Origin of the sequence: Priestia filamentosa, assembly GCF_900177535.1 — a bacterium.
Classification (GTDB): Bacteria; Bacillota; Bacilli; order Bacillales; family Bacillaceae_H; genus Bacillus_I; species Bacillus_I filamentosa.
In genome coordinates, this window is sequence record NZ_FXAJ01000002.1 from 449,148 (window position 1) to 471,282 (window position 22,135).

Genomic DNA, 22,135 nt, shown 5'->3' on the forward strand with positions numbered 1-22,135 from the left:
CGTGACGGATTTGTAATTGCAGCTGTCCAATTAAAAATGCTCTGGCTAGTTAAAATAAACATTTTCCAGTTCGACCCTGATTTCGTTAAAAAGTACTTTTGCGATTTAGGGTCTTTTTACTATTAAACCTTTTTCAATCCGGTTTTCTTCCAATTTTCTTTTTCGTCTTTTTTAGTAAAACTTTATTTTAACTAAAACAATGGAATACTGGTTGATAGGGGGATTTTAGCAGGAGATATTTTAGTTGTATAGAGATTGCGAAGTTAAAATAAACATTTCCTATCCAAACCCCGATTTTGTTAAGATAAACAGTTCAATCAGATTGATAAAAAGCAATTAAATATGGTATAAGTGTAAAAGAAGCAGTGACATCTTGCTTTTTAATTTTAGGGTAGGGGGTTGTCCCCATATCCTGTAGTGAGAGGATTGGAATTTGAATATGAAAGACAATTTTTGGCGTGATTTACCACGACCTTTCTTTATACTGGCACCAATGGAAGAGGTGACGGATGTTGTTTTCCGTCATGTAGTGAGTGAGGCAGCCAGACCTGATGTGTTTTTTACAGAGTTTACAAACACGGAGAGTTATTGTCACCCAGATGGGATGCAAAGTGTGCGTGGACGCTTGACTTTTACAGAGGATGAACACCCAATTGTAGCCCATATATGGGGGGACAAGCCTGAATACTTCCGCCAAATGAGTATTGGCATGGCTGAGCTAGGCTATAAGGGAATAGATATCAATATGGGCTGTCCTGTGCCTAATGTAACAAAGAATGGAAAGGGAAGTGGCCTTATCCTTCGTCCAGACGTTGCGGCAGATTTAATACAAGCAGCAAAAGCAGGAGGATTGCCCGTAAGTGTAAAGACAAGGCTTGGTTACGCAGAGGTAGATGAATGGCGCGATTGGCTAACACACATATTGAAACAAGATATTGTTAATCTTTCCATTCATCTGCGTACAAGAAATGAAATGAGCAAAGTAGATGCGCATTGGGAACTAATTCCGGAGATTAAGAAACTTCGTGACGAGGTGGCCCCAGATACACTCTTGACAATCAATGGGGATATTCCTGACCGTCAAACTGGCTTAAAGCTCGCTCAACAATACGGTATTGATGGAGTGATGATTGGGCGTGGTATTTTCAGTAATCCATTTGCCTTTGAAAAGGAGCCGAAAGATCATAGTAGTAAGGAATTGCTTGATCTCTTAAGGTTGCATTTGGATCTTCATGATAAATATTCAAGCTTAGGGCTACGTCCGTTTAAGGCTCTTCATCGCTTTTTTAAGATATATGTTCGTGGATTTAGAGGAGCAAGTGAATTAAGAAATCAATTAATGAGCACAGCATCAACAGATGAAGTGCGCGCATTACTTGATAACTTTGAGTCAAAGAATCTTGATGTAATAGGGCAACAGTAGAGACGTTAAACTTATTACCAAAAAATAAGTTTGCAAAAATGATTTGTAAAAGTAATAAAAATAAAAGCGGGAAACCTTGAATCGTCAATGGTTTCCCGCTTTTTTGCATTTTATATTCTAGTTACATATAATCATAAACAGAATCATCAAAATAGAGCCAGTGATAATATTCAATCTGTGGATCTGTCATATTAGAAATTTCTTTCTCATTGAATTTTCGTTGCTCAATTAATTTCTGTGCTTTTGAATTTCTTTCAGCTTGGCTCATTTTAAATCCTCCTTATAGTATGAAAAGTAACAAAGTGTTTAATTGTTGAAAGCGTTTTCCTTTTCTTGTTTTTATTATACATCTCAAATTGAGATTAAACCAATATCGATTTGAGATGGTTCTTCAGAAAATGATATAGAAATTAGAAGTGTTGTGGATTTACTCCCTTTGAAGAGGGGAAAGAGGCAAGATCGAATGGCAAAAGCCTGTGTTTTACTAAGGAGTATGGTTTCAATTTAATAAATTGGACATAGAAAAGTGGGGATTATGCTGCTTTTCGAGTTTGACCAGCGAAAGTTTAGGGAGTCAGCGCAAGTAGGGGGAGGGAAATTCTAGATGAGAGAGGGGCCTAAAAGGAGTTTTTCAGGAAGTAGTCTGTGTCGATCTCATATCTATTTGGAAAATTTCTCGTTATTTTATAGTGAGCAATTGCGGAAGCCGGGTAGTCTATGTGGAAAGGCCTTGAGCCACATAGACTTTTCTTATAGCAAAAACGTAGATTTTTTAGGTTGTTTTTTTACCTAAGAGTTAGAAGATACATAAATGATTTTTCTTTTACTTATCATATTATCCTCTCAGGAAACTGTATAAAAAGGTGGAATTTCAAAGGCTGGAGGCTATTAAAGGAAGGGATTGATGTTTCATTTGATAAATCATACATGAAATAACATCTTGCGGTTATAAAAAGAAGCTCAAGAAAGAATGGTTTTATTGAATAGCATATAAAAAAACATTAAATAGTAAAAAAATTAGGTATTGTAAGGATACTATGCTATACTGAGTTTACCATTTGCTTTACTAATTACTATTCTTGTTTCGATATGCCCTATTCATTCGTGAGTAGGGTTTTTTATTATGGTTTTTGAGTTTTTATGGAAATAAAAAAACAGACTCTACAAGTAGAGTCTGTTTGTATGTTTGGGTTAATTACGCTTTTTGAACGTTAGTAGCTTGAGGTCCGCGTTGGCCTTGTTCTACTTCAAAAGTTACAGCTTGACCTTCGTCTAAAGATTTGAAGCCTTCGCCTTGGATTGCTGAGAAATGTACGAATACATCGTCTCCATTTTCACGTTCGATAAATCCAAAACCTTTGTCTGCGTTAAACCACTTTACTTTACCTTGTTCCATTATTGTTGCCTCCTCGTGTGCTGTGCACACATTGTGTTACTATTCCTGCTCAAATCTTCAGACGAAAGTTGTTAACTTGTCAATCTTCGCCGAACAAAAATAATTCTTATTAAATGTAACAGAAACAATCAGGTATTGCAAGTAAAGACGAAAATTAAGTAATAAACGCTAAATATTTTTAAAAATAAAAGAAGATTTTTATAGCGCAAATCCTGAGCAATTTACTATTTAATACACGTAAGTGCATTGAAAAACATATCTGCAAACATAAGAGTTGTGTGGTGGATTTGAAAATTCTTTATTTATATAATGAGTTGAAAAAATGTTTTTATGTGGGGTCACCAAGATGTTCAAAAACCCCATAAACTCAGTGTTGCTAATTTGCTGTACAATTTATAAACCTTAATCTTCCCACCGCTTATTATTAATCTTCTCAATAATCCCATGCAAATCATCCGGCTTATGAAACTCAATTGGAGAAGCACCTTTCTCAAACAGAATCGATTCAGCTTCAACTATAGCTACATAACGGCCATTGACTTTCGCTAAGTGAATGTTTTCTCCAAAATCCGCTAGCAATCCCTTAATCTCCGTCTCACCAAGCTTCATTTTTAACTCAGCCTCAGGCGTATGTTCGACAATATGAGCGGCTGCTTCCATCACTTGATGGGTATCTAATCGTTCTTGTATCTCTCGTTTTTCACTTGCAGCCCACAGCTCCATATCCGACTCAAACTGTTCTCGTTCTTCACTTTCAGCTTCAAACGTTTCACTAACGTGTTCACGCACCATATCCATTACTTGCGTTTTCATCACTTCAGGCATTGGTTCGTTGTAGTCGATGAACTTTAAGAAGTCTTCAAAATAGCGGGCGTGTGATGCTTGGTGAATGACAAGCTCACCTTCCTCAACCATACCTTCTTCAGGCATGTAAGGGTATTGAATCGACTTCATATTTTTTGTCGTAATCGCCATTTCAACATGACGAATAAGGGTAGATTCATCTGAAATGGAAGCTACTTTTGGCTCAAAGTCACACTTTAAAATAAAAACAAAAGCATGATCAAAATATTTTCTTGGCACAGCAGATACTACTAGAAATGCGCCTCCTCGAACAGCAGCTGTATCTAGGTAAGCATTGATAAACTGTTCAGTGTTTTCTTCAAATTCCTCTTTCGTAGTAGCGAAACGAGTCCGGTGAAATAAATTATAGTTCGGGTTTGAATCAAGATCATGCCCTGGCTCAACAATAAAATAGCCAAGCTTTGTTGGGACTTGTTCAGCTTTTGGATGGCGATCTACTTTGCGTTTTACAATCTTTTTAAACTCACCGTCTAAAAAATCTTTAATTGGGCTTTCTTCATATTCTTCCGTATCAAGTGTTTGAAAATGCTTGTACTGTTTAGATGCTTGTTCTTCTTTTCCTTCTACTTGTATTACATAAAATGATAAAAAGTTAATTTTAAAATCCATCTGGTTCACCTTGTTTCTTTTTAATCGGTTACTTCAGTATAAGAAAGAGTAGAGGTGGCGTCAACGCTTGGGGAATAACGAATTTGGTTTCTTTCCTTGTTTCTTCTTCCTGTATGTAAGAAGGTTGAGACTGATGGAATAGAGGTGTCTGTGAACGACAACTTCAGTGCAGTCCATAGAAAGTCTTTATAACCTTGCTATAGTGATGATTAATGTATCTAAAAAGAATGCTAAGTACACATCATTCCTTCTAATCATTTTTAAATCTTATGTATTCATAATATAACTCTATAAGGAAACTCTAGAGAAAAAGTAGGATTTCAGAGGTTGGAGGACAATTACAATGAAAGTTTTATCAATGATACAGCCCTGGGCAAACCTTTTTGCTCTAAGAGAAGCTACATATGAGACAAGATCATGGAAAACAAACTACCGAGGCCCCTTAGCCATTCACACAAGCAAGAAAATAAATAAAGAAGCCTGTAACCGTCCAGCCATCCGCTCGCTTCTTGATACACACGGCTACACAACAAAAAATCTTCCTACTGGAATGATTATTGCCGTATGCGAGCTTAAAAACTGTTTGAAGGTTGTTGAAAATAACGAGACGTGGGCCATTTTGGAAGACGGCAGAATTGTATCAGAAGATGACTATTTTTTAGGTGATTTTGAGGTTGGCTATTATGCTTGGGAAGTGGAGGGGATGAAAATGTTGGAGGACTTTATTCTAGCAAAAGGTCGGCTTGGGTTATGGGAATATGATTTATAAATAATATTCATATTACTTATAAGATCATCATGGACTTCATAAAAAACACCTCTAAAACCTTAATAATAAGGGAAATAAAGGTTGTTAGATAAGGAATAGGGATAAAGATTTAGAGAGTTGCATCACATAATAGTTATAGTGAATACATTTTCACCCTTTTTTTAAACCTTTAAATAGTTTATAATTATCAGATAACGGTGGATATTTTAACCTGTTAATTACTATAATAAAATATGGGGAAGTTTTCATCGAGACAAGAAAGATGTATTCCGGGGTCGCGCTTGGATTTGGTAATCCCTGAGTGGGGAGTCACTACATCTTTTTTGCAAATACAAGGGGATAAGGAAGGGTATTATGGATAACAGACAGGAACAAACAGACGTTATTTTAATTGGTGCTGGTATTATGAGTGCAACATTGGGATCGATCCTAAAAGAATTAGCGCCAGGTTGGAATATTAAAGTATTTGAAAAGCTCGCAAAAACAGGGGAAGAAAGTTCTAATGAATGGAATAATGCCGGCACAGGGCATGCGGCACTTTGTGAGCTTAATTACACATCCGAAAAACCGGATGGATCTATAGATATTAGTAAAGCAATTCGTATTAATGAACAATTTCAAATTTCAAGACAGTTTTGGTCTTATCTTGTGAAAAAAAGTTTAATTAAAAATCCACAGGAATTTATCATGCCATTGCCTCATATGAGTCTAGTGCAAGGAGGAAGAAACGTTGAGTTCCTAAAGAAACGTTTCGACGCTATGACGAAAAATCCTCTATTTGAAGGGATGGAATTTTCTGATAATCCTGAAAAACTTGAAAAGTGGATTCCGTTAATTATGGAAGGTCGTACATCAACAGATCCAATTGCAGCGACAAAGATTGATTCTGGAACAGATGTAAACTTTGGAGCGTTAACACGTATTCTGTTTGATCATTTAAAAAATCAAAACGTTCATGTGAAGTATAAACATGGTGTAGAAGATATTAATCGTAAAAAAGACGGTTCATGGGAAGTAAAAGTTCAAAATATGGAAAGCGGGAAAACAGAACGCCATAACGCTAAATTTGTCTTTATCGGCGGTGGTGGAGGAAGTCTTCACTTACTCCAAAAATCAGGCATCCCTGAAGGAAAAGGCATTGGAGGATTCCCTGTAAGCGGACTGTTTATGGTCTGTAACAACCCGGAAGTTGTGGAAAAGCATCATGCGAAAGTATACGGAAAAGCTCCAGTTGGCGCGCCTCCAATGTCTGTTCCGCATCTTGATACACGCTATATTAACAACAAAAAGTCATTGCTGTTTGGACCATTTGCTGGGTTCTCACCAAAGTTCTTAAAAAATGGCTCAATGTTTGATTTGATTACTTCTGTGAAACCAAATAATGTGCTAACAATGTTAGCAGCAGGCGTAAAAGAAATGTCACTCACAAAATATTTAATTGGGCAAGTTATGTTATCAAAAGAAAAACGCATGGAATCACTACGCGAGTTTATTCCAGAAGCGAAAAGTGAAGATTGGGAACTAGTTGTCGCAGGTCAACGTGTGCAAGTGATTAAAGACACTGAAGCAGGTGGCAAAGGAACCCTTCAGTTCGGTACGGAAGTTGTCAGTGCTTCGGACGGCTCAATTGCGGCATTGCTTGGTGCTTCACCAGGAGCCTCTACCGCTGTTCATGTTATGCTTGAGGTTATTAAAAGATGCTTCCCAGATGAAATAAATGCATGGGAACCAAAGATTAAAGAAATGGTGCCGTCATACGGCTTATCATTAGCGGAGAATCCAAAGCTTTTCAAAGAGATTCATACTTCAACGGCGAAAGCGCTTGGGTTGAGTGAAAGAGGACCTGTTTATAGTTAATAAGAGATTTTTTCTAGTAGGTTAGAAGTTGTCTTTATGGTATAGGAATTCAGAGTTACATAGATAATAGAGTACGGAAAGAATGAGAACCTTTGATTTTTAATCAAAGGTTCTTCTTTTTATCTTCAATAACCGATAAAATATGAGCTTCTGTTCCGTAGGCTCCTCTAATCGTTTTTCTAGCCTCTATCGGCGTTCTAGCCGTTACTGACTTCGTTTGTTTTTCTCCTTCTACTTCTATTTCAACAATGAAACATTTTGATCCGCATCTCATGTCCTTTCCTCATTTCTTCAGTTTCTTCTTTTATTGTAAAGGAAGAGGGGCTTGAAAGGAATTAGATTGATTTAGGAATAAAAACATAGTTAACGGAGATCTAAAGGGTTTTCGTAACCGCTGATTATATTGTTATATTCTAACCGATTTGTTAACAATTCAATTATGGAGAAAGGCTTTCTTTTGTATGCATAATCTAGTGGAAATAGGTATTGATTAAATGGAAAATATATCATATATTAATATCTGGACAATATTAAAAAAGGCAAAAGAACAAGAGTAATTGAAAAGGTGACATCATTGACAAAATACGATTTCTTAAAAATAACTATCACACTAACCATCATTGCATACCTTGCCCTATTCCAACTGCCTGATTTTGTCCACGGATTTATTGACGGAATGCATAGCGGTAGATGGAACAGTCGAGGGTTTTAATACATAATTTTGTATATAAAGGGTAAAAGTCGAGGTTTATAAGATACCTCGACTTTTGTTATGATAATATGGATTACAGGAGGGAAATGAATAGTTTATTACTAAGATAACATTCTTCATTAGAATTCCCGTTCAAAACACGACCTTCTTAACACACCTAAGAAAAGTCAAAAATACTTATTTTTCAACAAATAAATTGAAACTAATAGGAGTGTTTATTCGTAATATGTCTAGTAATTAATTTCGCTATTCAAGGGAGAAGATTTCCCTTGGTGAATTGGTGAAGGGAGAGGAAAAATAAAATGTTTGTAAGTTGGATGAGACCACTGGACAAAGTGTTACTGTGGCTTGGGTTACCGTACGTTCTTACGTTAGCTGCAGCCTTCTTTATGAATAGAGATAATCCAATCAATGAAACAGCTTGGTTTTTTGTTGGATATATGGTGTTAATGGTTATGATATCAGGAGAAAAAAAGAAACGGAGAGTAAAAAGAGAGTACCTTAGTCGTAATAGTGCAATTTGGCTATTGCTTGGCTTTGGGATAGGATACTTTCTGTTAGGAATCTTATTAGGTGTAATTGTAGGTTTAGCATTTGCTTTTGTAGCTCATAAGTATAAAGTAAATTCTACTTACCCAACAGCCATTTTGACTATTGGATGGTGTTTAAATATTAAAGAGGGCTTTCAAACAAATCTTTCTTTGGTGGATAAATTGTTGTCGATTTATTCAACAAGTATATGGAGAGAAACTTCCCTTTTACTTCTTCTAGTTGCTCTGTTTACATTAATTATTGGGGGACTAATGAACTTATTCTTGAAAAAAGGGGAAAAGGATTCTCAAAGCCATTCTTCTTATGATCGTCCTCGAGAAGGTTATGGAGCAAAGCGTCAAGGATGGGGAGAGAAACTGAAACTATTCAAGAACCCTTTGAGAAGTTTGAGAAGAGAAACTGCAGTTTCAAAGGAACCATACCCTGCTTATGATAAGGGTAAGGGAAGAAGGCCAGAGGAACCATATTCTGCTTATGGTGAGGGAAGAAGAGTAGAAGAGCGATACATGGATTATGATGAGAGAAGAAGAGCAGACGAACGATACATGGATTATGACGAGAGAAGAAGAGCAGACGAACGATACATGGATTATGATGAGAGAAGAAGAGCAGACGAACGATACATGGATTATGATGAGAGAAGAAGAGCAGACGAACAATATATGAATTACGAGGAAGAAAGAAGAACAAATGAATATGACAGAGAAGAAGAAATGCCAGGAGAACGGAGCCGCCGGAAATTTGTAGAAGGTGGTCGTTATCAGCGTCGCCACGGTGGTTAACAAGAAAAGGTGGACACTGTAACTGAGATCATAACAATCTCTATAGCTATGATAAATAAGAAAAAGAACCATATTGATTTCAATATGGTTCTTTTTCTTATTTATCTATACTGTGATTTTTAAATATATTGGTTCATTAAATAAAAGAGGAAGAGGTCGAAGAAGTCCGTAATTACAGTGAAAATATGCTATAATTGGAATGTGGAAAATATAGGAAGGTGGCATATATGGCGAAATATAATCCATTAAAGACTATAATTATCATCACTCTACTTGCTTATCTTGTCCTATTTGAAATCCCTAACTTTACCGCTGGATTTATCCAAGGATTAAAAGCTGGTTGGGGATGGTAAAAATCAGTACTCTTCATACATAATAACAGTGAACCGAGATGATAAAAAAATCTTGGCTTCTATATTTTATAGGTAAAATTCACCACATGCTAAAAATCAGAAATGCTGCTCTATCAGATCGCCCAAGACTCATTGAAATTGAAAATCTCTGTTTCTCCAAAGAAGAAGATTCAACTCCGAAAACAACAAAACAGCGCCTGCAACATATTCGTGACAGTTTCTTTGTTGCTGGAGATGACGGAACAATTTTAGGATTAGTGAATGGACCTGTAAAAGGACAAGAGTTCATTACAGACGATTTATTTGAAAACATTATGACAAACTCTCCATGCGGTGGTCATCAGACAATTCTAGGATTAGCAGTTCATCCAGATTTCCAAAGTCGAGGAATCTCGGCGAAGCTGTTAGCTCATTTGGAAAAGGAAGCACGTAAACGGAATCGGGAAACTGTTACGCTTACGTGTAAAGAAGAGTTAATTTCTTTCTATGGAAAATACAGATACATCAACATGGGTGTCTCGGATTCTGCTCACAGTGGAGTGGTTTGGTATAACATGAGTAAAAGATTGAAATAGCAGGAGGAGTGTAATGTATCCAATAAGAATGAGGGGAAGCGCATTGATTATTGAAAATGAAGAGGTTCTCTTAGTAGAGTTTCGTGATGAAAATGGTCTTCACTACAATTTGCCTGGTGGAGGTGTAGAACATGGGGAGTCGCTCTTACAAGCAGTGAAACGGGAAGCGAGGGAAGAGGCTTCTGTAGATATTGAAGTTGGGGAAGTTGCTTTTCTTTATGAGTATGCGCCACATTTAAATTATGATAAGTATGGTTCGGTTCACTCGTTAACAACCATTTTTGACTGCTCATTACGAGAGGGAGAAACTCCTGAAATACCGGCGGAGCGGGATCAAAATCAAACAGGCGTAAAATGGGTTCCACTTGATGAGCTTCATACGATTGTTTTATATCCGAATCTCCGGAAGGAAATCTTAGCGTATCATCAGAAAAAGCATAGCATTCCACTTTTAGAAGAACAGTATCTAAAATCATACTAAAAAAGGAACGAACGCTCTAGTAAGCATTCGTTCCTTTTTTCTTAAGCTCTTTCTTCTTTCACACGTTTATTGCTTTTATACACAAAGTATAAAGCAATCAGCATAAATGCTAAAGCAGCCAAACGTTTTCCATCAATATGAATTTCAAGACCGCCAAACCAGCCGAAATGATCAATAATCATACCTGTGATAAGCTGACCGATAATGGTTCCAATGTTTGTTGCGATAACGCCAATTCGAGGTACTGCAATGACAGTTAATAAAAGGTAAGCAACGCCCAAAAATACGGCACTTAGCTGCCATTTTGGCGCTTCCATAATCGCTAAAATGTTTCCTTGACCAAAGAATAAAATAATAAGAGCAAGAAAGAGAGAACCTGTAATAAAAGTGAAAAGAGTGGTTTCAATTGTTCCAGCTTTTCGACTAAGTGTTCCGTTCACAGAGGATTGAGCACTTAGAACGATTCCGCCGATTAACGTAAAAATAACCATTGCAATTGCCATAGCTTAAACCTCCTAGTAAATTAAAATAAGGGCAATAACCATCGAAATAAGAGCGAAAACTTTTTCTTTGTTGACTGCTATTTTTTGACTTCCAAGCCAGCCAAAGTGTTCAATAAACATACTCATGACCATTTGACCAATAACAATCGCTACCATTGTAATGCCAACTCCAACAAATGGAACGCTAATCACAATCGAAGTTAAATATATAAGGCCCAAAAGCCCGCCAACAAGGGTCCATTTTGGCGCTTCTCTTGTATATGATAATTTTCCTTTTCCAAAGAAAATCCATAATAGTCCCATAATGATAGAACCACCAGCAAAGTTATAAAAGCTGCTTTCTAGCTCTCCAATCACTTTGCCAAGCTCTCCATAAATGGCTCCTTCAAGACTTAGTGAAGCCCCAGCTAGTAAAGCAATGATGTAGATGACATAGCGCATAATCATACTCCTTCCTAATAATTAAATAATTATATATCTAGAATTATCGAAATGAAAAACGGAGAAAAAAACCTTTATAGTTTCTCTCTCACATATTTTTCTAATTCTTTGATTGTTTCTTCATTACGACGATAATACGTCCATTTTCCATGACGCTCTGATTGTAATAATTTTGCCTTCTGCATCATCGATAAATAATGAGATATTGTCGATTGAGATAAATTAGCTTTTTCTTGAATATCTCCCACACATACGCCTCCTTTTTTTTCGACGTACGCAGAAGACGTGTTAAAGTGTTTCTCTGGATCCTTTAACCACGTCAAGATGTCTAGACGTATCTCATTTGAAAGTGCTTTGAAAATATCGATTGAATTCATGTCTTTTATACTAATCGTAGTATACCGATATGTCAATGTTTAAAAACTCAAGTGTCTCTCTGCCGTATTTTTTAAATACTTTTCGGTAAACCATTCATGTACATTTCCCGACCATCACTATGTTCCTTTAAAACGTTCATTGTCTTCTCATGTGGGTTCACATAAATTGTTGGATAATCCTTTTCATCTAAATGAGGACGAACAGGGAAGGCGAGCTTTTCTTCATAAAGGGAAAATTGCGCATTCACTCCAGGTTTGTTTCCACGTGAATCAAGGCGAATCCATTTATTTTCAGCATCAATATATACGGCATTCAAAGCATGAATACAATATCCATCTTCAGGGGAGTCAAATAATGTGAGTCTTTGATAGCAAAAGCCTGTTGGGATTCCTTTTACACGAAGAAGAGCAGCGAGTAAGTTAGACTTTGCATAGCAAATTCCTTCCCTGTACTCCAATACTTCAGAAGCGGTTCTTGTCACACGATGACTTCGGATATCCCATGAGTGGGCGATGTGATCTCTTACAAATTCATAAGCTTTTTTAGCATATTGGAGCTTATTCGTAGACTTTGCATAAATTTCATTTGCTTTTTTGATAAGAGAAGGATGCGTAAAATTCACTTCAGGGTTAGAAATTAAGTAATCATGAGGATTAGTAGATTGAAGAGATAAACGCATATAAACAGCTCCTTTGTGAATTATTATACGCATTATTATATATTAATTCACAAAGGGTGAATAGATATTTTCTGATTATAGAACTTGAAAATTGTATTTTTTATACAATTAAAGGAGGGACAAGAAGGAGAATAATTCTATAACAGGGGTATATCGTTTTGGAAGGAGAAGAAAGTTGTCGTTAGGTTACTTTGTTTATAGGTTGCGAAAGGTTAAAACATTTTTCATTTGATAGTAGCTTTGCTCCTCATTAAGATAATGATAATTGCTATGAGAAGGATATTATCACCGGCAAAAAATCCCCTATTCAGGGGGAATAGAGGATTTTTTCTCTTCTTTACTGATTACAAAAGAAGTGAAATGTCGAACCTTGGAGGGAGATTGGAAGCGTAAAAGATATATTATTGGTTTTGTTGATTTGTTTGTTGCCCCGTTTGTTGTCCCATCATTTGATTGCTTCCTTGAGGGCTCATGTTTAACATGTGTGGCATCACATTTTGAAGTTGTCCACCACGTCCTGTCATCATACTGTAAGCAGCAGCTCCAATACCAACAGAAGCAATGATAGGTAACACTTGAATGTTGTTTTTCATCATTTCGCATCTCCTTTCTTATCATGTATTAAAAATTCTCCCTTATTCTCTGTTTCTTTCTCTTTTTTATTCGAGTAAACCATAGGTGAAATAGCAAATAATTATATGAAAGAGAAGATAAATATGGAAGTCTAAATTTAAATAGAATGTACAAAGATGAGCGTCTACCTGATAAGATATTATCCAAATCAATGTAATAATGTTGACGATGCTCCCTTCGACATAAAGGGTAGCAGTTGTATCACTTTTGGATTAGCTCAAAACCTTTAAACAAAGCATTTCTCATCTTCCCGGAATGCTGGTTGTAATTGCCGCGATCTTCATTCTTTCAAAAGATACGTCAGGAGAAGAGAAACCAGAGAAAGCTATTACATATAAAAAAAGTCCTCTTATATAAAAGAGGACTTTTCTTTTTAGGCGAATAAAAATAAATACAGCCCATAATCTGTCGGCACAGAAGCGTGGCCTATTTGACGCAACATCGCTGAAACGTTTCCCCTGTGATATGTACCATGATTCACAACATGAGGGACGAGATCACCTACTGTTGTTTCCATCATCCCACCGGCTGGATTCTGGATTGTAAGTTGTTTTGATAAGTTTTCTTCTTTGCTTAGAAAGGTTTTGTAGCGCTCTGATAAATCTGTAAAAAGCTGCTCCATCTCTGCTAAGCTTTTTGCTTCCATCACTTCTTTATGTTCCCTTGCTAAGTTTAATGCATGAAGTAAGTCTTTTCCTAAGAATACATCAAACCATCCAAGATCAGAGAGATAAACATGTGCTAGGACGTGAGAAAGAGACGGGAAGATGCTTTGAATTTCCTCATGGTAAGTCTCTTCTGGAAGCTCTTTTAAACGTTTGAAAATTTGCTCGTTCGCCCAAGTATTGAACTGATAAAACTGCAGTGGGAAATTTGTCATTGGAATTCTCCTTTTCTAATGTCATTGTTAAGCCGTAAAAATATAATATTAGACTGGTTTTCCTAAAAAACCTTTAAATTACTTGTAATTTGTTAGGAATACATAAAACTTACCTTATATGAGTTAAGAGATGTTGATAAAGATAATGAGCATCTTTTCCGACTCCTTCAAGTAATGAAGAACCTCTTCGATATTGCCATGGTAAGCCGAGAAAAAATACACCCTTTTCATGAGTAATGCCTCGTGTATGAATAATGTTTCCTTGTTTATCAACTAAGCTGGGAAGATTCAACCAAGCGTAATTAGGCTTAAACCCTGTTGCCCAAATAATATTATCCACCTTTAATGTAGAAGCATCAGCAAAAATCACTTCGTTTTCCTTAGGGGCTTTCGTGCGATCTTTTAAGTGAACGAGACCAGCGCTCATTTTTGTTTTTAGTTCTGTGCCAAAAATAGGATCACCGTATAATTGAAGCTTTCGTCCGATGAAAGAATCCCTTGTGGCTTTTAAGATTCCAAGTTTGTCAAACCACCAAAAAATATTTTTATTCATAATGAAAAGTGGGAGAAATCGAAGCTTTCCGCTAGTAGAGAGATACGTTTCATGAGTGTTCGCTAATTCTACTGCAATTTGAGCTCCGGAGTTTCCAGCTCCAACAACTAAAACATTTCCATCTTTCAGTTGTGAAGGATTTTTGTAAGAAGCAGAGTGAAGTTGAACAATATCTTTTGAAAGCTTTTTAGCGAATGAAGGAATTCTAGGTGTATGAAAAGGACCTGTCGCAACAACAAGATTTCGAGCTTCAACTACCCCTTTATTTGTTTCAACCGAAAAGAAATTATCGACTTTTGCAACATTTTTTACATGAATGCCAAGTTGAACAGGCAAAGAAAATGTTTTAGCGTAGTTCTCAAGATAGTCGGCAATGTCATCTTTCGTTGGCATACAGTTCCGCTCTTTTTTTAACATTAATCCAGGTAAAGAACTATAGAGAGGAGGAGTAAACAAAGTGAGTGAATCATACCGATTTCGCCATGTATCCCCAATGCGGGTATTTTGATCAATGATGGCAAAGGAGAGAGCGGTTTTCTTTAAATAATAGCCCATTGATAATCCAGCTTGACCTGAACCAATAATGATAACATCATACATAAGTATCACACCTTTATTTAATATATGACTATATAATCATATTAACATATAAGTGCCTTGTTTGATTACCCAATTATCATTCCTTTATAGAATATATCTTAGATAAGGAAATTGCTAAATAGGGAAGAGAGGGAGTGTACATAATAGACTATTTAAAAGGTTCTATTATGTACACTTACGACCGAAATCTGCTCATTACCATGCTGTTATAATAACGCCCATTTATTACTTTGTTAGTTTGTAAAATCCCTTTAATTTCGATGCCTAACTTTTTATAAAGGTATAGGGCTCTATTTTTTTAAAAACATGTAGCGTTATATTTTTATACCAACTTGACCCCGTGTTCAAAGTCTTTTTCATCAAGGGAATACCGCCTTTTCCTCAGTCTAAAAACTCTGTTTCTCCGTTCATTTGGACTCACAAAATCCTCCATCTTTAATAACGGTAAAACGTATCTAGTGAGTAAAAAAGTCTTTTTGTTCAATCTTCATAGACGCTTCTTATACCTAACACATCCCAAGTGTTTCCCCATTCTTTCATCGCTTCAAAAATAGGGCGCAATGTTTCTCCTTTGTATGTAAGAGAGTATTCTACATGTGGCGGGATCTCTGCGTATATTTTTCGCGAAATAATTCCTTCGTGTTCCAACTCTTTTAATCTTAGGGAGAGTGTGCGTGGACTCACATTTTTTAATGTTTTTTGAAGTTCACCGAAACGCTTCGATTCAATAAAAAGTTCTCTTAAAATTAAAAAGGTCCACTTTCCACCAATAACGCTCATGGTCTTCTCAATGGGACATGATAAATTTTCATCTATATTCATTGATATCCTCCATTTCTATACTTTGAGATACTTGCTATAAAAAATATCCGTACTATGAAAACGACAGTACTTTCATTAGTATAATAAGTGAGTTTTAACCAGTAAATGGTTTTTTTATGAAAAATATATAAGAGGATGATAAAAATGAAAGCTATTGTGTTTGGAAGTACAGGGTTTATTGGAAGTCATACTGTTGAGCAATTAGTATTAAAAGGTCATGAAGTGACAGCTGTTGTGCGTCCACATAGTAACGTTGCTTTTTTTAAGTCTTTAGATATGAGGATTGTTGAAATAGACTATTCGGATACTGCCTCCATCAAAGAAGTAATCGAAGGTCATGAAGTTGTTTACAACTGTATAGGGAGTGTTGGTTTAAGTTCAAAGATTGATTTAGAGCATTCAGTAGAAATTGAACTTACAAAAAAGTTAGTGAAAGCAGCTTCTTTAAGTGGTGCGAACCGATTTGTTCAGCTAAGTTCTATCGTTGTATACGATTTTCATAGTAGTGAGCCGTTAGATGAGTCATATTGCATAAAACCACAATATCCAATTCAACAACTGCTTCTGAAACGAGAAGAAGCAGTAAGGAAGGTAGGGAAAGAAACAGGCATAACAACAATCATAATACGTCCGGCAAGTGCGATTGGTCGTCGGGATTATACATCCTTCTTCTCACGCTTATTTCAACAGCATATGAATGATCAGTTTCCACTTGTTAAAAATGGTAAGGCGAAAGTATCGCTTGTTGATACAAGAGATGTCGGACGAGCAATGGAGTGGCTTGGGAGTTATCCGTTTTCTGCAGGAAGCACAAATATATTTGTATTAAAAGGGTTTGATACAACATGGAGGAACTTGAAGGAAGGGATTGACGAAGTAAGAGGAATAAAGGCTAACATTCGTGATTTATCTGGTGTTGTTGAGAATCCAACATCATATAGTTTAAGGACGTTTCATACGGACCGGATTTGGAATGATGAAAAAATAAGGAACCTTGGATTCACAATAAAATATTCTCAAAAAGAAAGTATCAAAAATGCGGTTCAAAGTTTACTGGAAAGGGAAAAAGAAACAGGTGTTAAAGGCAGATGAATTGACTCCAAAAAAGTGAAATCCATATAATTAATTCGTAAGTTTAATGAGGAGGTGAATCAAAGCGTTGCGCTTTGATAATTATGAAAATTGCTGAAGGATTAGAAATACTAAAGTTAGAAATGGGTTCTGGAGAACAGAAAATGATTGTTTACCCTACGGTGATCTATGATAAAGAGGCTTGTGTGCTTGTTGATACAGGAATGCCTGGTTATGCAAAAGAACTTCACAACTTAATGAGTGAAGGGAATCTGAATCCTGAACGTCTTACAGGAGTTCTATTAACACATCAAGACATTGATCATATCGGGAGCTTACCGGAGCTGATAAAAGAGAACGAAAATCTACATATCTATGCTCATGAAAAAGATATACCGTATATTGAAGGAGAAAAACCATTCATTAAATTAGATGAAGAAAAGAAGAAATATGTGACAAGTTCACTAACTGAGCATGAACGCTTATTGTTTGATGAGACGTTTTATAATCCTGAAAATAAAGTTGTGACCCATGTGTTAAAGGACGGCGAGACGTTGCCTATTGCAGGTGGAGTAAAAGTGATTCATACACCAGGTCATACACCGGGGCATATTTCTCTCTATCATGAACAAAGTAAAACATTAATTGCAGGAGACGCAATGATTGTAGAAAATGGCGAGCTTTTAGGTCCGAATCCTCCATTTACTCCAAATATGGAACAAGCTCTCGAATCTCTCAATAAATTTAAACACTTAGAGATTGAAACGTTAATTGGTTATCATGGAGGAATATTTAAAGGAGATATCGAGAAACGCCTTCAAGAATTAACGTCACATTCTAAGGCTTAATGCTTGACCTATAAAATAAACTTAGCGGTTATTGCCGTTAAGTTTATTTTTTAAATGAAATAATAAGTTCCTCTATAATATAATTTCATTGAAAAGAAGAAATGCTGTTCAAAAAGGGGCGATGGAATGGCTAATGAGAAGGTTTGGCACGATGTTGATCAGTATTTGAACGGTAAATTAGTTGGTGCTCATGATGTCTTTGAAGAAGTATTAAAAGAGAATGAAAAAGCAGGGTTGCCTGCAATTGATGTATCCCCTACTCAAGGTAAATTTCTTCACTTACTAGCAAAGATAAAAGGAGCAAAACGTATTTTAGAAATTGGCACACTTGGAGGATATAGCACGATTTGGCTTGCAAGAGCTCTTCCTAGTGATGGCAAACTTGTGACATTAGAAGTGAATAAAAAGCATGCAGAAGTAGCACAAGGTAATGTGAAGAGAGCACATATAGATCATCTTGTAGAAATTATTGTTGGTTCTGCACTTGAGACGCTGCCATTGTTAAAAGAGAAGGGAGAGTCGTTTGATTTAATCTTCATTGATGCTGATAAGCCTAATAATCCACACTATTTAAAATGGGCTCTTCAACTGTCAAAGAAAGGCACGGTTATTATTGGAGATAATGTTGTACGAGAGGGAAGAGTTATTGAAGAAGACAGTGAAGATGAAAGCGTAAAAGGGATTCGCGAATTTATTAATCTATTATCGGGTGAAAAACAAGTTGATGCAACAGCCCTTCAAACGGTTGGAAGTAAAGGGTATGATGGTTTAGTTTTCGGTATTGTAGGGTAAAGAAAGCATCCATTCTTTAGATAAAGAATGGATGCTTTTTGGGTAGGATTAGGTTAAAGAGAAGGTTTCTTAGAGTGGCTGTGATGAGACTCTACAAAGTAATCATCAAATGTTTCCATCTTTTCAACTTCAAGCGATTGTCCGTCGCTTTTTAAGCAGAAGTAAGCAGAAAGGTAAATAACAAAACAGAGAATCACAATAGAAAGCATAGTAAATCTCTCCTCCCTTTCGATATTTGCTTCAAGTGTAGAGTATGAAACGCATTGCAGGTCAAACAGAAAATGAGGGAAGGATGAGAACATAAAAAATAACGGAGGAAACTCGCTAAAAAGTAACGAGCTTCCTCCGTTATTCATGTGTGCTATAACTTGGATGATTAGCTAACGATAAAATAAATGGCTACAGCGACCAAGTTTGGCACAGCGACTGAGAGCAATCGCTTTGATTTTTTCAAACTCTTCATATTGCGGTCTTTCTTTTCGAAAGAAAATTTATTTTTATCTTTTAATGTAATACTGTGAACGAAGTAATCAGCTGAAAATAAGAAAGCAACCCAGCCTACGCCACCTGAAATAAAGTAAAGATATGACCCGTTCCCTGTAAAATAAAAGGCGGCCAACGACACCAACAATATAATAATGCCAATCATAAATCCTTTTTTAATCAAATTGATTCCTCGATTCCTTGATGGATTATTAATTCTATTTTAACATATTTCTGCAAGGAAGTGTTAGATAACGCTAAATACGATCATTAATGTTGTTTGTAAAAGCAATAATCCTATCATATATAGGCCGAAATTCCCAAGGTCAGCTTGCCCTTTTTTTCGATTGAAAGTAACGAAATAGAGCGCGATTAAAGCAATTGTGAGGACGATATTGATGATAAGTAATGGTGACATAGCATAGCTTCTTTATATCCTTTATTTACCTATTCTTTATTTTACAATAGGAAGATAAAAATTGGAAATAACAAGATTGATGCCTAGAGTATTGGAAAAAATGCATAATAACAAATTAGGGGTGATCCATTGAAAATTAGAAAAGCAAGTGAAAGAGATATAAACGAGATTGCCGAAATCTATGTTGATAGCTGGCGAACAACATATGACGGCTTGGTACCTAGGGAGTTTCTAAATGGGTTATCATATGAGACGTCCCAGCATAAATGGCAGTCATTTTACGATGATCAAGTGAATGAAACGTTTATGTATGTAGCGGTGGATGAGATAGGGAAAGTTGTAGGATTTGCAGCGGCTCGGTGTATGCTTCATAAGGAACGTGAAGGTGAACTGTATGCTCTATACCTTTTAGATCAGTGTCAAGGGCAGGGTGTAGGAAGGTCTCTCGTTAAAGCGGTCGCGAATCATTTTATAATAAGTAACGTTTCTTCCATGTTTGTATGGGTGATGAAAAACAATCGTGCTGGTCGGGGGTTTTATCAATCTTTAAAAGGTACATATACAAGCGATCGTCAAAGCGAATTTGGGGGATATGTTGTTGAAGATGAGGCCTATAAATGGGATGATCTTTCCCTTTTAACATAATAAAAAAAGAGACCATTTAGGAGGTCTCTTTTTTTATTGTGTTTTTACATATTTTTATAATATTGTAATATAAAGTTTGTTTTTATTGAATGTATAGTGAAATACTTTATAGTATAAGTAATGTGTAATTAAAAGCTTATATTTAAACATTTTATTGTGTATTTAATTATTTTTTGATTTTTTTATATAATTTTATTGACGGATATAATACTTTTTTAATAAAATAATAAAAGATTATATTCATTACAGTATGTATATTCTGATTTTTTTGTTGATTCACACAAATGAAAGACGGTATCAGGCTGTGAGATTTTTTAGGGGGATTCATTATGGAAGCAGCTGTAAAGAAAGAAACACAGCAGCCGGCGGAATTAAAAAAGAAACATCCGCCTGGACTCTATTTATTATTTGCCACAGAGGCATGGGAGCGATTTAGTTATTACGGAATGAGAGCTATTCTTGTTTTGTATTTAACAGCCACTGCCGCAAACGGCGGGCTTGGTGTTGATAAAGCAACAGCATTAAGCTTATACGGCACATTTACAAGTGCAGTTTATATTACACCAATGATTGGTGGCTATTTAACAGACCGTTATCTTGGCCGAAGATTAGCGATTACGCTCGGCGGTATCATAATGGCGGTCGGGAACTTCTCTATTTTCTTTCATCAAAGTATGGCGGCTTTATACATTGGGCTTGCTCTACTTATTATTGGGAATGGATTTTTTAAACCGAATATTTCAACACTTGTGGGAGACCTATATGAAGAAAACGATCCTCGACGTGACGGAGCGTTTACAATCTTCTACATGGGAATTAACGTTGGAGCATTCTTCGCACCGCTTGTTGTTGGACTAATGAGCTATAAATATGGTTTCCTAACAGCGGCAATTGGAATGATTGTTGGTCAAATTTTATTTAATACATTAGCAAAACGCTACTTAGGCGATCTTGGTCTTAAACCAACAAGAACAATTCAGCAAGAAAAAACACATACAACAAAAGCACCATTAACAAAACAAGAAAAAATGAGAACACTTGCGATTGTTATTTTAGCTTTCGTAACGATTGCTTTTTGGACAGCATTTGAACAAGCAGGAAGCTCGCTAACTCTATATACGCAAGAACACATTGATCGTCATATTGGAAGCTTCACAGTTCCAACAGAATGGTTCCAATCATTAAATGCAATGTTTATCGTTCTATTAGCGCCAATTATGTCTATTGTTTGGTACAAGCTTGGGAAATCAAAACGCGGTGACTTTAAAACACCAACAAAAATGGGAATGGGATTAATCACCGTTGGTTTAGGGTTCTTAGTATTAGTATCTGCTGTATTACAAACAGGAAACAGCTCAGAATTAAAAGTAAACTTATTGTTTATGGTTTTCACTTATTTCCTACACACGCTAGCTGAACTAATGATTTCACCAGTTGGACTATCAATGGTAAGTAGACTTGCTCCATTGAAACTGGCTTCTCTTCTAATGGGAGTATGGATGGCAAGTTCTGCGGTAGCAAACAAGCTAGCAGGGGTGTTAGCAACATATACGCAATCATTTGGATATTTGGAAATCTTCGGTGTAATTAGTGCCGTAACTATTGTTCTTGGAATTATCGTCTTATTCCTTTCAAAACCAATTGCAAAATTAATGAATTAATCGAAAGCTGCCTTTTTAGAAGGCAGCTTTTTTAGTATATTCACTTTTCGAGGAAAACGTTTTCTTTATATTTATTATAAAATCTTTTTAAAAGTGTTAAGAAAGAGGGTAATAACAATTAATAAGACTCTATACAGTCATTATGTCTTGTTTTTAGGGGTGAATAAAGTTGTTGACTTCAAATTAAAAGCGAGTATATAATCAGAAACATAAGGAAAACGTTTTCTTTAATTTTATTATTAAAAGACTGAATATTCGATATTGTAGTAGTTATCTTTTTTTACTCGCTCGCGATGAAACAGTAAGCGCTTACTTTGGAAGGTGAGAAATACCATACTAAAGAGAGAGGTTGGAA

28 protein-coding genes are annotated in these 22,135 nt (G+C 36.0%); 13 read left to right on the plus strand and 15 right to left on the minus strand.

Annotated features, from left to right (window positions below; genetic code table 11):
• Positions 1 to 439 precede the first annotated feature (439 nt).
• Entirely contained in the window at positions 440 to 1,423 is a 984-nt protein-coding gene (locus B9N79_RS09250; protein WP_040058394.1) for a tRNA dihydrouridine synthase, read from the plus strand.
• A 121-nt stretch (positions 1,424 to 1,544) separates the two neighbouring features.
• Here B9N79_RS09250 and B9N79_RS25785 read toward each other — a convergent pair whose 3' ends face one another.
• From B9N79_RS25785 to B9N79_RS09260, 3 genes are all read right to left on the minus strand, one after another.
• The gene (locus tag B9N79_RS25785; RefSeq protein WP_019394550.1) at positions 1,545 to 1,691 is read right to left on the minus strand and encodes a BH0509 family protein; all 147 of its coding nucleotides are present in this window, start codon (positions 1,689 to 1,691) and stop codon (positions 1,545 to 1,547) included.
• Between the two features lie 927 nt (positions 1,692 to 2,618).
• Entirely contained in the window at positions 2,619 to 2,819 is a 201-nt protein-coding gene (locus tag B9N79_RS09255; RefSeq protein WP_019394549.1) for a cold-shock protein, read from the minus strand.
• Between the two features lie 402 nt (positions 2,820 to 3,221).
• Complete coding sequence (locus B9N79_RS09260) at positions 3,222 to 4,292, minus strand: DUF3900 domain-containing protein (protein ID WP_040057760.1); 1,071 nt, start codon at positions 4,290 to 4,292, stop codon at positions 3,222 to 3,224.
• 343 nt (positions 4,293 to 4,635) lie between these two features.
• Between B9N79_RS09260 and B9N79_RS09265 the strand changes: the two genes are divergently transcribed.
• The gene (locus tag B9N79_RS09265) at positions 4,636 to 5,061 is read left to right on the plus strand and encodes an ASCH domain-containing protein (protein WP_046217192.1); all 426 of its coding nucleotides are present in this window, start codon (positions 4,636 to 4,638) and stop codon (positions 5,059 to 5,061) included.
• Between the two features lie 354 nt (positions 5,062 to 5,415).
• A complete protein-coding gene (locus B9N79_RS09270) occupies positions 5,416 to 6,918 on the plus strand; it encodes a malate:quinone oxidoreductase (RefSeq protein ID WP_040057758.1) in 1,503 nt (500 codons plus the stop codon).
• A 103-nt stretch (positions 6,919 to 7,021) separates the two neighbouring features.
• Here the strand turns inward: B9N79_RS09270 and B9N79_RS26060 are convergent, their stop codons facing one another.
• On the minus strand, positions 7,022 to 7,192 hold the full coding sequence (locus tag B9N79_RS26060; protein ID WP_019394545.1) for a hypothetical protein: 171 nt from the start codon (positions 7,190 to 7,192) through the stop codon (positions 7,022 to 7,024).
• Between the two features lie 291 nt (positions 7,193 to 7,483).
• Between B9N79_RS26060 and B9N79_RS26065 the strand changes: the two genes are divergently transcribed.
• From B9N79_RS26065 to B9N79_RS09285, 5 genes are all read left to right on the plus strand, one after another.
• Positions 7,484 to 7,630, plus strand: a complete 147-nt coding sequence (locus B9N79_RS26065) for a hypothetical protein (protein ID WP_158512810.1) — start codon at positions 7,484 to 7,486, stop codon at positions 7,628 to 7,630.
• A gap of 302 nt (positions 7,631 to 7,932) precedes the next feature.
• A complete protein-coding gene (locus B9N79_RS09275; RefSeq protein WP_085118158.1) occupies positions 7,933 to 8,964 on the plus strand; it encodes a hypothetical protein in 1,032 nt (343 codons plus the stop codon).
• 227 nt (positions 8,965 to 9,191) lie between these two features.
• The gene (locus B9N79_RS26725; RefSeq protein ID WP_276208840.1) at positions 9,192 to 9,317 is read left to right on the plus strand and encodes a hypothetical protein; all 126 of its coding nucleotides are present in this window, start codon (positions 9,192 to 9,194) and stop codon (positions 9,315 to 9,317) included.
• An 86-nt stretch (positions 9,318 to 9,403) separates the two neighbouring features.
• Positions 9,404 to 9,892: a GNAT family N-acetyltransferase gene (locus B9N79_RS09280; protein WP_085118160.1), complete on the plus strand. Its 489-nt coding sequence runs from the start codon at positions 9,404 to 9,406 to the stop codon at positions 9,890 to 9,892.
• Between the two features lie 13 nt (positions 9,893 to 9,905).
• Positions 9,906 to 10,373 (plus strand): NUDIX domain-containing protein, encoded by a 468-nt coding sequence (locus B9N79_RS09285; protein ID WP_085118162.1) that lies wholly within the window; start codon positions 9,906 to 9,908, stop codon positions 10,371 to 10,373.
• A 41-nt stretch (positions 10,374 to 10,414) separates the two neighbouring features.
• On the opposite strand, the gene B9N79_RS09290 is transcribed toward B9N79_RS09285, so the two are convergent.
• The 8 genes from B9N79_RS09290 to B9N79_RS09325 form a co-directional block, all read right to left on the minus strand.
• A complete protein-coding gene (locus B9N79_RS09290) occupies positions 10,415 to 10,876 on the minus strand; it encodes a DMT family transporter (protein ID WP_040057749.1) in 462 nt (153 codons plus the stop codon).
• A gap of 12 nt (positions 10,877 to 10,888) precedes the next feature.
• Positions 10,889 to 11,317: a DMT family transporter gene (locus B9N79_RS09295; protein ID WP_085118165.1), complete on the minus strand. Its 429-nt coding sequence runs from the start codon at positions 11,315 to 11,317 to the stop codon at positions 10,889 to 10,891.
• A 74-nt stretch (positions 11,318 to 11,391) separates the two neighbouring features.
• The gene (locus B9N79_RS09300; RefSeq protein ID WP_085118167.1) at positions 11,392 to 11,694 is read right to left on the minus strand and encodes an ArsR/SmtB family transcription factor; all 303 of its coding nucleotides are present in this window, start codon (positions 11,692 to 11,694) and stop codon (positions 11,392 to 11,394) included.
• A 71-nt stretch (positions 11,695 to 11,765) separates the two neighbouring features.
• Positions 11,766 to 12,374 (minus strand): transglutaminase-like domain-containing protein, encoded by a 609-nt coding sequence (locus tag B9N79_RS09305; protein ID WP_040057747.1) that lies wholly within the window; start codon positions 12,372 to 12,374, stop codon positions 11,766 to 11,768.
• Between the two features lie 401 nt (positions 12,375 to 12,775).
• On the minus strand, positions 12,776 to 12,970 hold the full coding sequence (locus B9N79_RS09310) for a hypothetical protein (protein WP_019394535.1): 195 nt from the start codon (positions 12,968 to 12,970) through the stop codon (positions 12,776 to 12,778).
• Positions 12,971 to 13,380: 410 nt separating this feature from the next.
• A complete protein-coding gene (locus B9N79_RS09315) occupies positions 13,381 to 13,887 on the minus strand; it encodes a DinB family protein (protein ID WP_040057746.1) in 507 nt (168 codons plus the stop codon).
• Positions 13,888 to 13,996: 109 nt separating this feature from the next.
• Positions 13,997 to 15,040, minus strand: a complete 1,044-nt coding sequence (locus B9N79_RS09320; RefSeq protein WP_085118170.1) for a flavin-containing monooxygenase — start codon at positions 15,038 to 15,040, stop codon at positions 13,997 to 13,999.
• A 480-nt stretch (positions 15,041 to 15,520) separates the two neighbouring features.
• Positions 15,521 to 15,862 (minus strand): winged helix-turn-helix transcriptional regulator, encoded by a 342-nt coding sequence (locus B9N79_RS09325; protein ID WP_040057744.1) that lies wholly within the window; start codon positions 15,860 to 15,862, stop codon positions 15,521 to 15,523.
• A 144-nt stretch (positions 15,863 to 16,006) separates the two neighbouring features.
• Here B9N79_RS09325 and B9N79_RS09330 point away from each other — a divergent pair, with 144 nt between their 5' ends.
• The 3 genes from B9N79_RS09330 to B9N79_RS09340 all read left to right on the plus strand — a co-directional run bounded on the left by B9N79_RS09330 (position 16,007) and on the right by B9N79_RS09340 (position 18,573).
• A complete protein-coding gene (locus B9N79_RS09330) occupies positions 16,007 to 16,954 on the plus strand; it encodes an NAD-dependent epimerase/dehydratase family protein (protein WP_085118173.1) in 948 nt (315 codons plus the stop codon).
• A 143-nt stretch (positions 16,955 to 17,097) separates the two neighbouring features.
• A complete protein-coding gene (locus tag B9N79_RS09335) occupies positions 17,098 to 17,781 on the plus strand; it encodes an MBL fold metallo-hydrolase (RefSeq protein WP_235780376.1) in 684 nt (227 codons plus the stop codon).
• Between the two features lie 126 nt (positions 17,782 to 17,907).
• Positions 17,908 to 18,573 (plus strand): O-methyltransferase, encoded by a 666-nt coding sequence (locus tag B9N79_RS09340; protein WP_085118176.1) that lies wholly within the window; start codon positions 17,908 to 17,910, stop codon positions 18,571 to 18,573.
• 53 nt (positions 18,574 to 18,626) lie between these two features.
• On the opposite strand, the gene B9N79_RS26070 is transcribed toward B9N79_RS09340, so the two are convergent.
• From B9N79_RS26070 to B9N79_RS26075, 3 genes are all read right to left on the minus strand, one after another.
• Positions 18,627 to 18,782 (minus strand): hypothetical protein, encoded by a 156-nt coding sequence (locus B9N79_RS26070; RefSeq protein WP_167555112.1) that lies wholly within the window; start codon positions 18,780 to 18,782, stop codon positions 18,627 to 18,629.
• 167 nt (positions 18,783 to 18,949) lie between these two features.
• Entirely contained in the window at positions 18,950 to 19,240 is a 291-nt protein-coding gene (locus B9N79_RS09345) for a DUF5316 family protein (RefSeq protein WP_019394527.1), read from the minus strand.
• A 63-nt stretch (positions 19,241 to 19,303) separates the two neighbouring features.
• Positions 19,304 to 19,474: a hypothetical protein gene (locus B9N79_RS26075; protein WP_019394526.1), complete on the minus strand. Its 171-nt coding sequence runs from the start codon at positions 19,472 to 19,474 to the stop codon at positions 19,304 to 19,306.
• Between the two features lie 129 nt (positions 19,475 to 19,603).
• On the opposite strand from B9N79_RS26075, the gene B9N79_RS09350 reads away from it, so the two are divergent.
• Together B9N79_RS09350 and B9N79_RS09355 are read left to right on the plus strand one after the other, a co-directional pair.
• Positions 19,604 to 20,119 carry a GNAT family N-acetyltransferase gene (locus B9N79_RS09350; RefSeq protein ID WP_046217195.1) on the plus strand — a complete coding sequence of 172 codons (516 nt, stop codon included), beginning with the start codon at positions 19,604 to 19,606 and terminating at the stop codon, positions 20,117 to 20,119.
• Positions 20,120 to 20,448: 329 nt separating this feature from the next.
• Positions 20,449 to 21,780: a peptide MFS transporter gene (locus B9N79_RS09355; RefSeq protein WP_019394524.1), complete on the plus strand. Its 1,332-nt coding sequence runs from the start codon at positions 20,449 to 20,451 to the stop codon at positions 21,778 to 21,780.
• Positions 21,781 to 22,135: the final 355 nt, after the last annotated feature.

Excerpts from the sequence above, each read along its gene's own strand:
- B9N79_RS09290 (WP_040057749.1), bottom strand. The coding sequence starts at position 10,876 with ATGGCAATTGCAATGGTTATTTTTACGTTAATCGGCGGAATCGTTCTA.
- B9N79_RS09300 (WP_085118167.1), bottom strand. The coding sequence starts at position 11,694 with ATGAATTCAATCGATATTTTCAAAGCACTTTCAAATGAGATACGTCTA.
- B9N79_RS09295 (WP_085118165.1), bottom strand. The coding sequence starts at position 11,317 with ATGCGCTATGTCATCTACATCATTGCTTTACTAGCTGGGGCTTCACTA.
- B9N79_RS09265 (WP_046217192.1), top strand. The coding sequence starts at position 4,636 with ATGAAAGTTTTATCAATGATACAGCCCTGGGCAAACCTTTTTGCTCTA.
- B9N79_RS09305 (WP_040057747.1), bottom strand. The coding sequence starts at position 12,374 with ATGCGTTTATCTCTTCAATCTACTAATCCTCATGATTACTTAATTTCT.
- B9N79_RS25785 (WP_019394550.1), bottom strand. The coding sequence starts at position 1,691 with ATGAGCCAAGCTGAAAGAAATTCAAAAGCACAGAAATTAATTGAGCAA.
- B9N79_RS09335 (WP_235780376.1), top strand. The coding sequence starts at position 17,098 with ATGATTGTTTACCCTACGGTGATCTATGATAAAGAGGCTTGTGTGCTT.
- B9N79_RS26725 (WP_276208840.1), top strand. The coding sequence starts at position 9,192 with ATGGCGAAATATAATCCATTAAAGACTATAATTATCATCACTCTACTT.
- B9N79_RS26060 (WP_019394545.1), bottom strand. The coding sequence starts at position 7,192 with ATGAGATGCGGATCAAAATGTTTCATTGTTGAAATAGAAGTAGAAGGA.
- B9N79_RS09320 (WP_085118170.1), bottom strand. The coding sequence starts at position 15,040 with ATGTATGATGTTATCATTATTGGTTCAGGTCAAGCTGGATTATCAATG.
- B9N79_RS09280 (WP_085118160.1), top strand. The coding sequence starts at position 9,404 with ATGCTAAAAATCAGAAATGCTGCTCTATCAGATCGCCCAAGACTCATT.
- B9N79_RS09340 (WP_085118176.1), top strand. The coding sequence starts at position 17,908 with ATGGCTAATGAGAAGGTTTGGCACGATGTTGATCAGTATTTGAACGGT.
- B9N79_RS09310 (WP_019394535.1), bottom strand. The coding sequence starts at position 12,970 with ATGATGAAAAACAACATTCAAGTGTTACCTATCATTGCTTCTGTTGGT.
- B9N79_RS09325 (WP_040057744.1), bottom strand. The coding sequence starts at position 15,862 with ATGAATATAGATGAAAATTTATCATGTCCCATTGAGAAGACCATGAGC.
- B9N79_RS09270 (WP_040057758.1), top strand. The coding sequence starts at position 5,416 with ATGGATAACAGACAGGAACAAACAGACGTTATTTTAATTGGTGCTGGT.
- B9N79_RS09250 (WP_040058394.1), top strand. The coding sequence starts at position 440 with ATGAAAGACAATTTTTGGCGTGATTTACCACGACCTTTCTTTATACTG.
- B9N79_RS26070 (WP_167555112.1), bottom strand. The coding sequence starts at position 18,782 with ATGCTTTCTATTGTGATTCTCTGTTTTGTTATTTACCTTTCTGCTTAC.
- B9N79_RS09315 (WP_040057746.1), bottom strand. The coding sequence starts at position 13,887 with ATGACAAATTTCCCACTGCAGTTTTATCAGTTCAATACTTGGGCGAAC.
- B9N79_RS26075 (WP_019394526.1), bottom strand. The coding sequence starts at position 19,474 with ATGTCACCATTACTTATCATCAATATCGTCCTCACAATTGCTTTAATC.
- B9N79_RS09330 (WP_085118173.1), top strand. The coding sequence starts at position 16,007 with ATGAAAGCTATTGTGTTTGGAAGTACAGGGTTTATTGGAAGTCATACT.
- B9N79_RS09260 (WP_040057760.1), bottom strand. The coding sequence starts at position 4,292 with ATGGATTTTAAAATTAACTTTTTATCATTTTATGTAATACAAGTAGAA.
- B9N79_RS09255 (WP_019394549.1), bottom strand. The coding sequence starts at position 2,819 with ATGGAACAAGGTAAAGTAAAGTGGTTTAACGCAGACAAAGGTTTTGGA.
- B9N79_RS09275 (WP_085118158.1), top strand. The coding sequence starts at position 7,933 with ATGTTTGTAAGTTGGATGAGACCACTGGACAAAGTGTTACTGTGGCTT.
- B9N79_RS09355 (WP_019394524.1), top strand. The coding sequence starts at position 20,449 with ATGGAAGCAGCTGTAAAGAAAGAAACACAGCAGCCGGCGGAATTAAAA.
- B9N79_RS09285 (WP_085118162.1), top strand. The coding sequence starts at position 9,906 with ATGTATCCAATAAGAATGAGGGGAAGCGCATTGATTATTGAAAATGAA.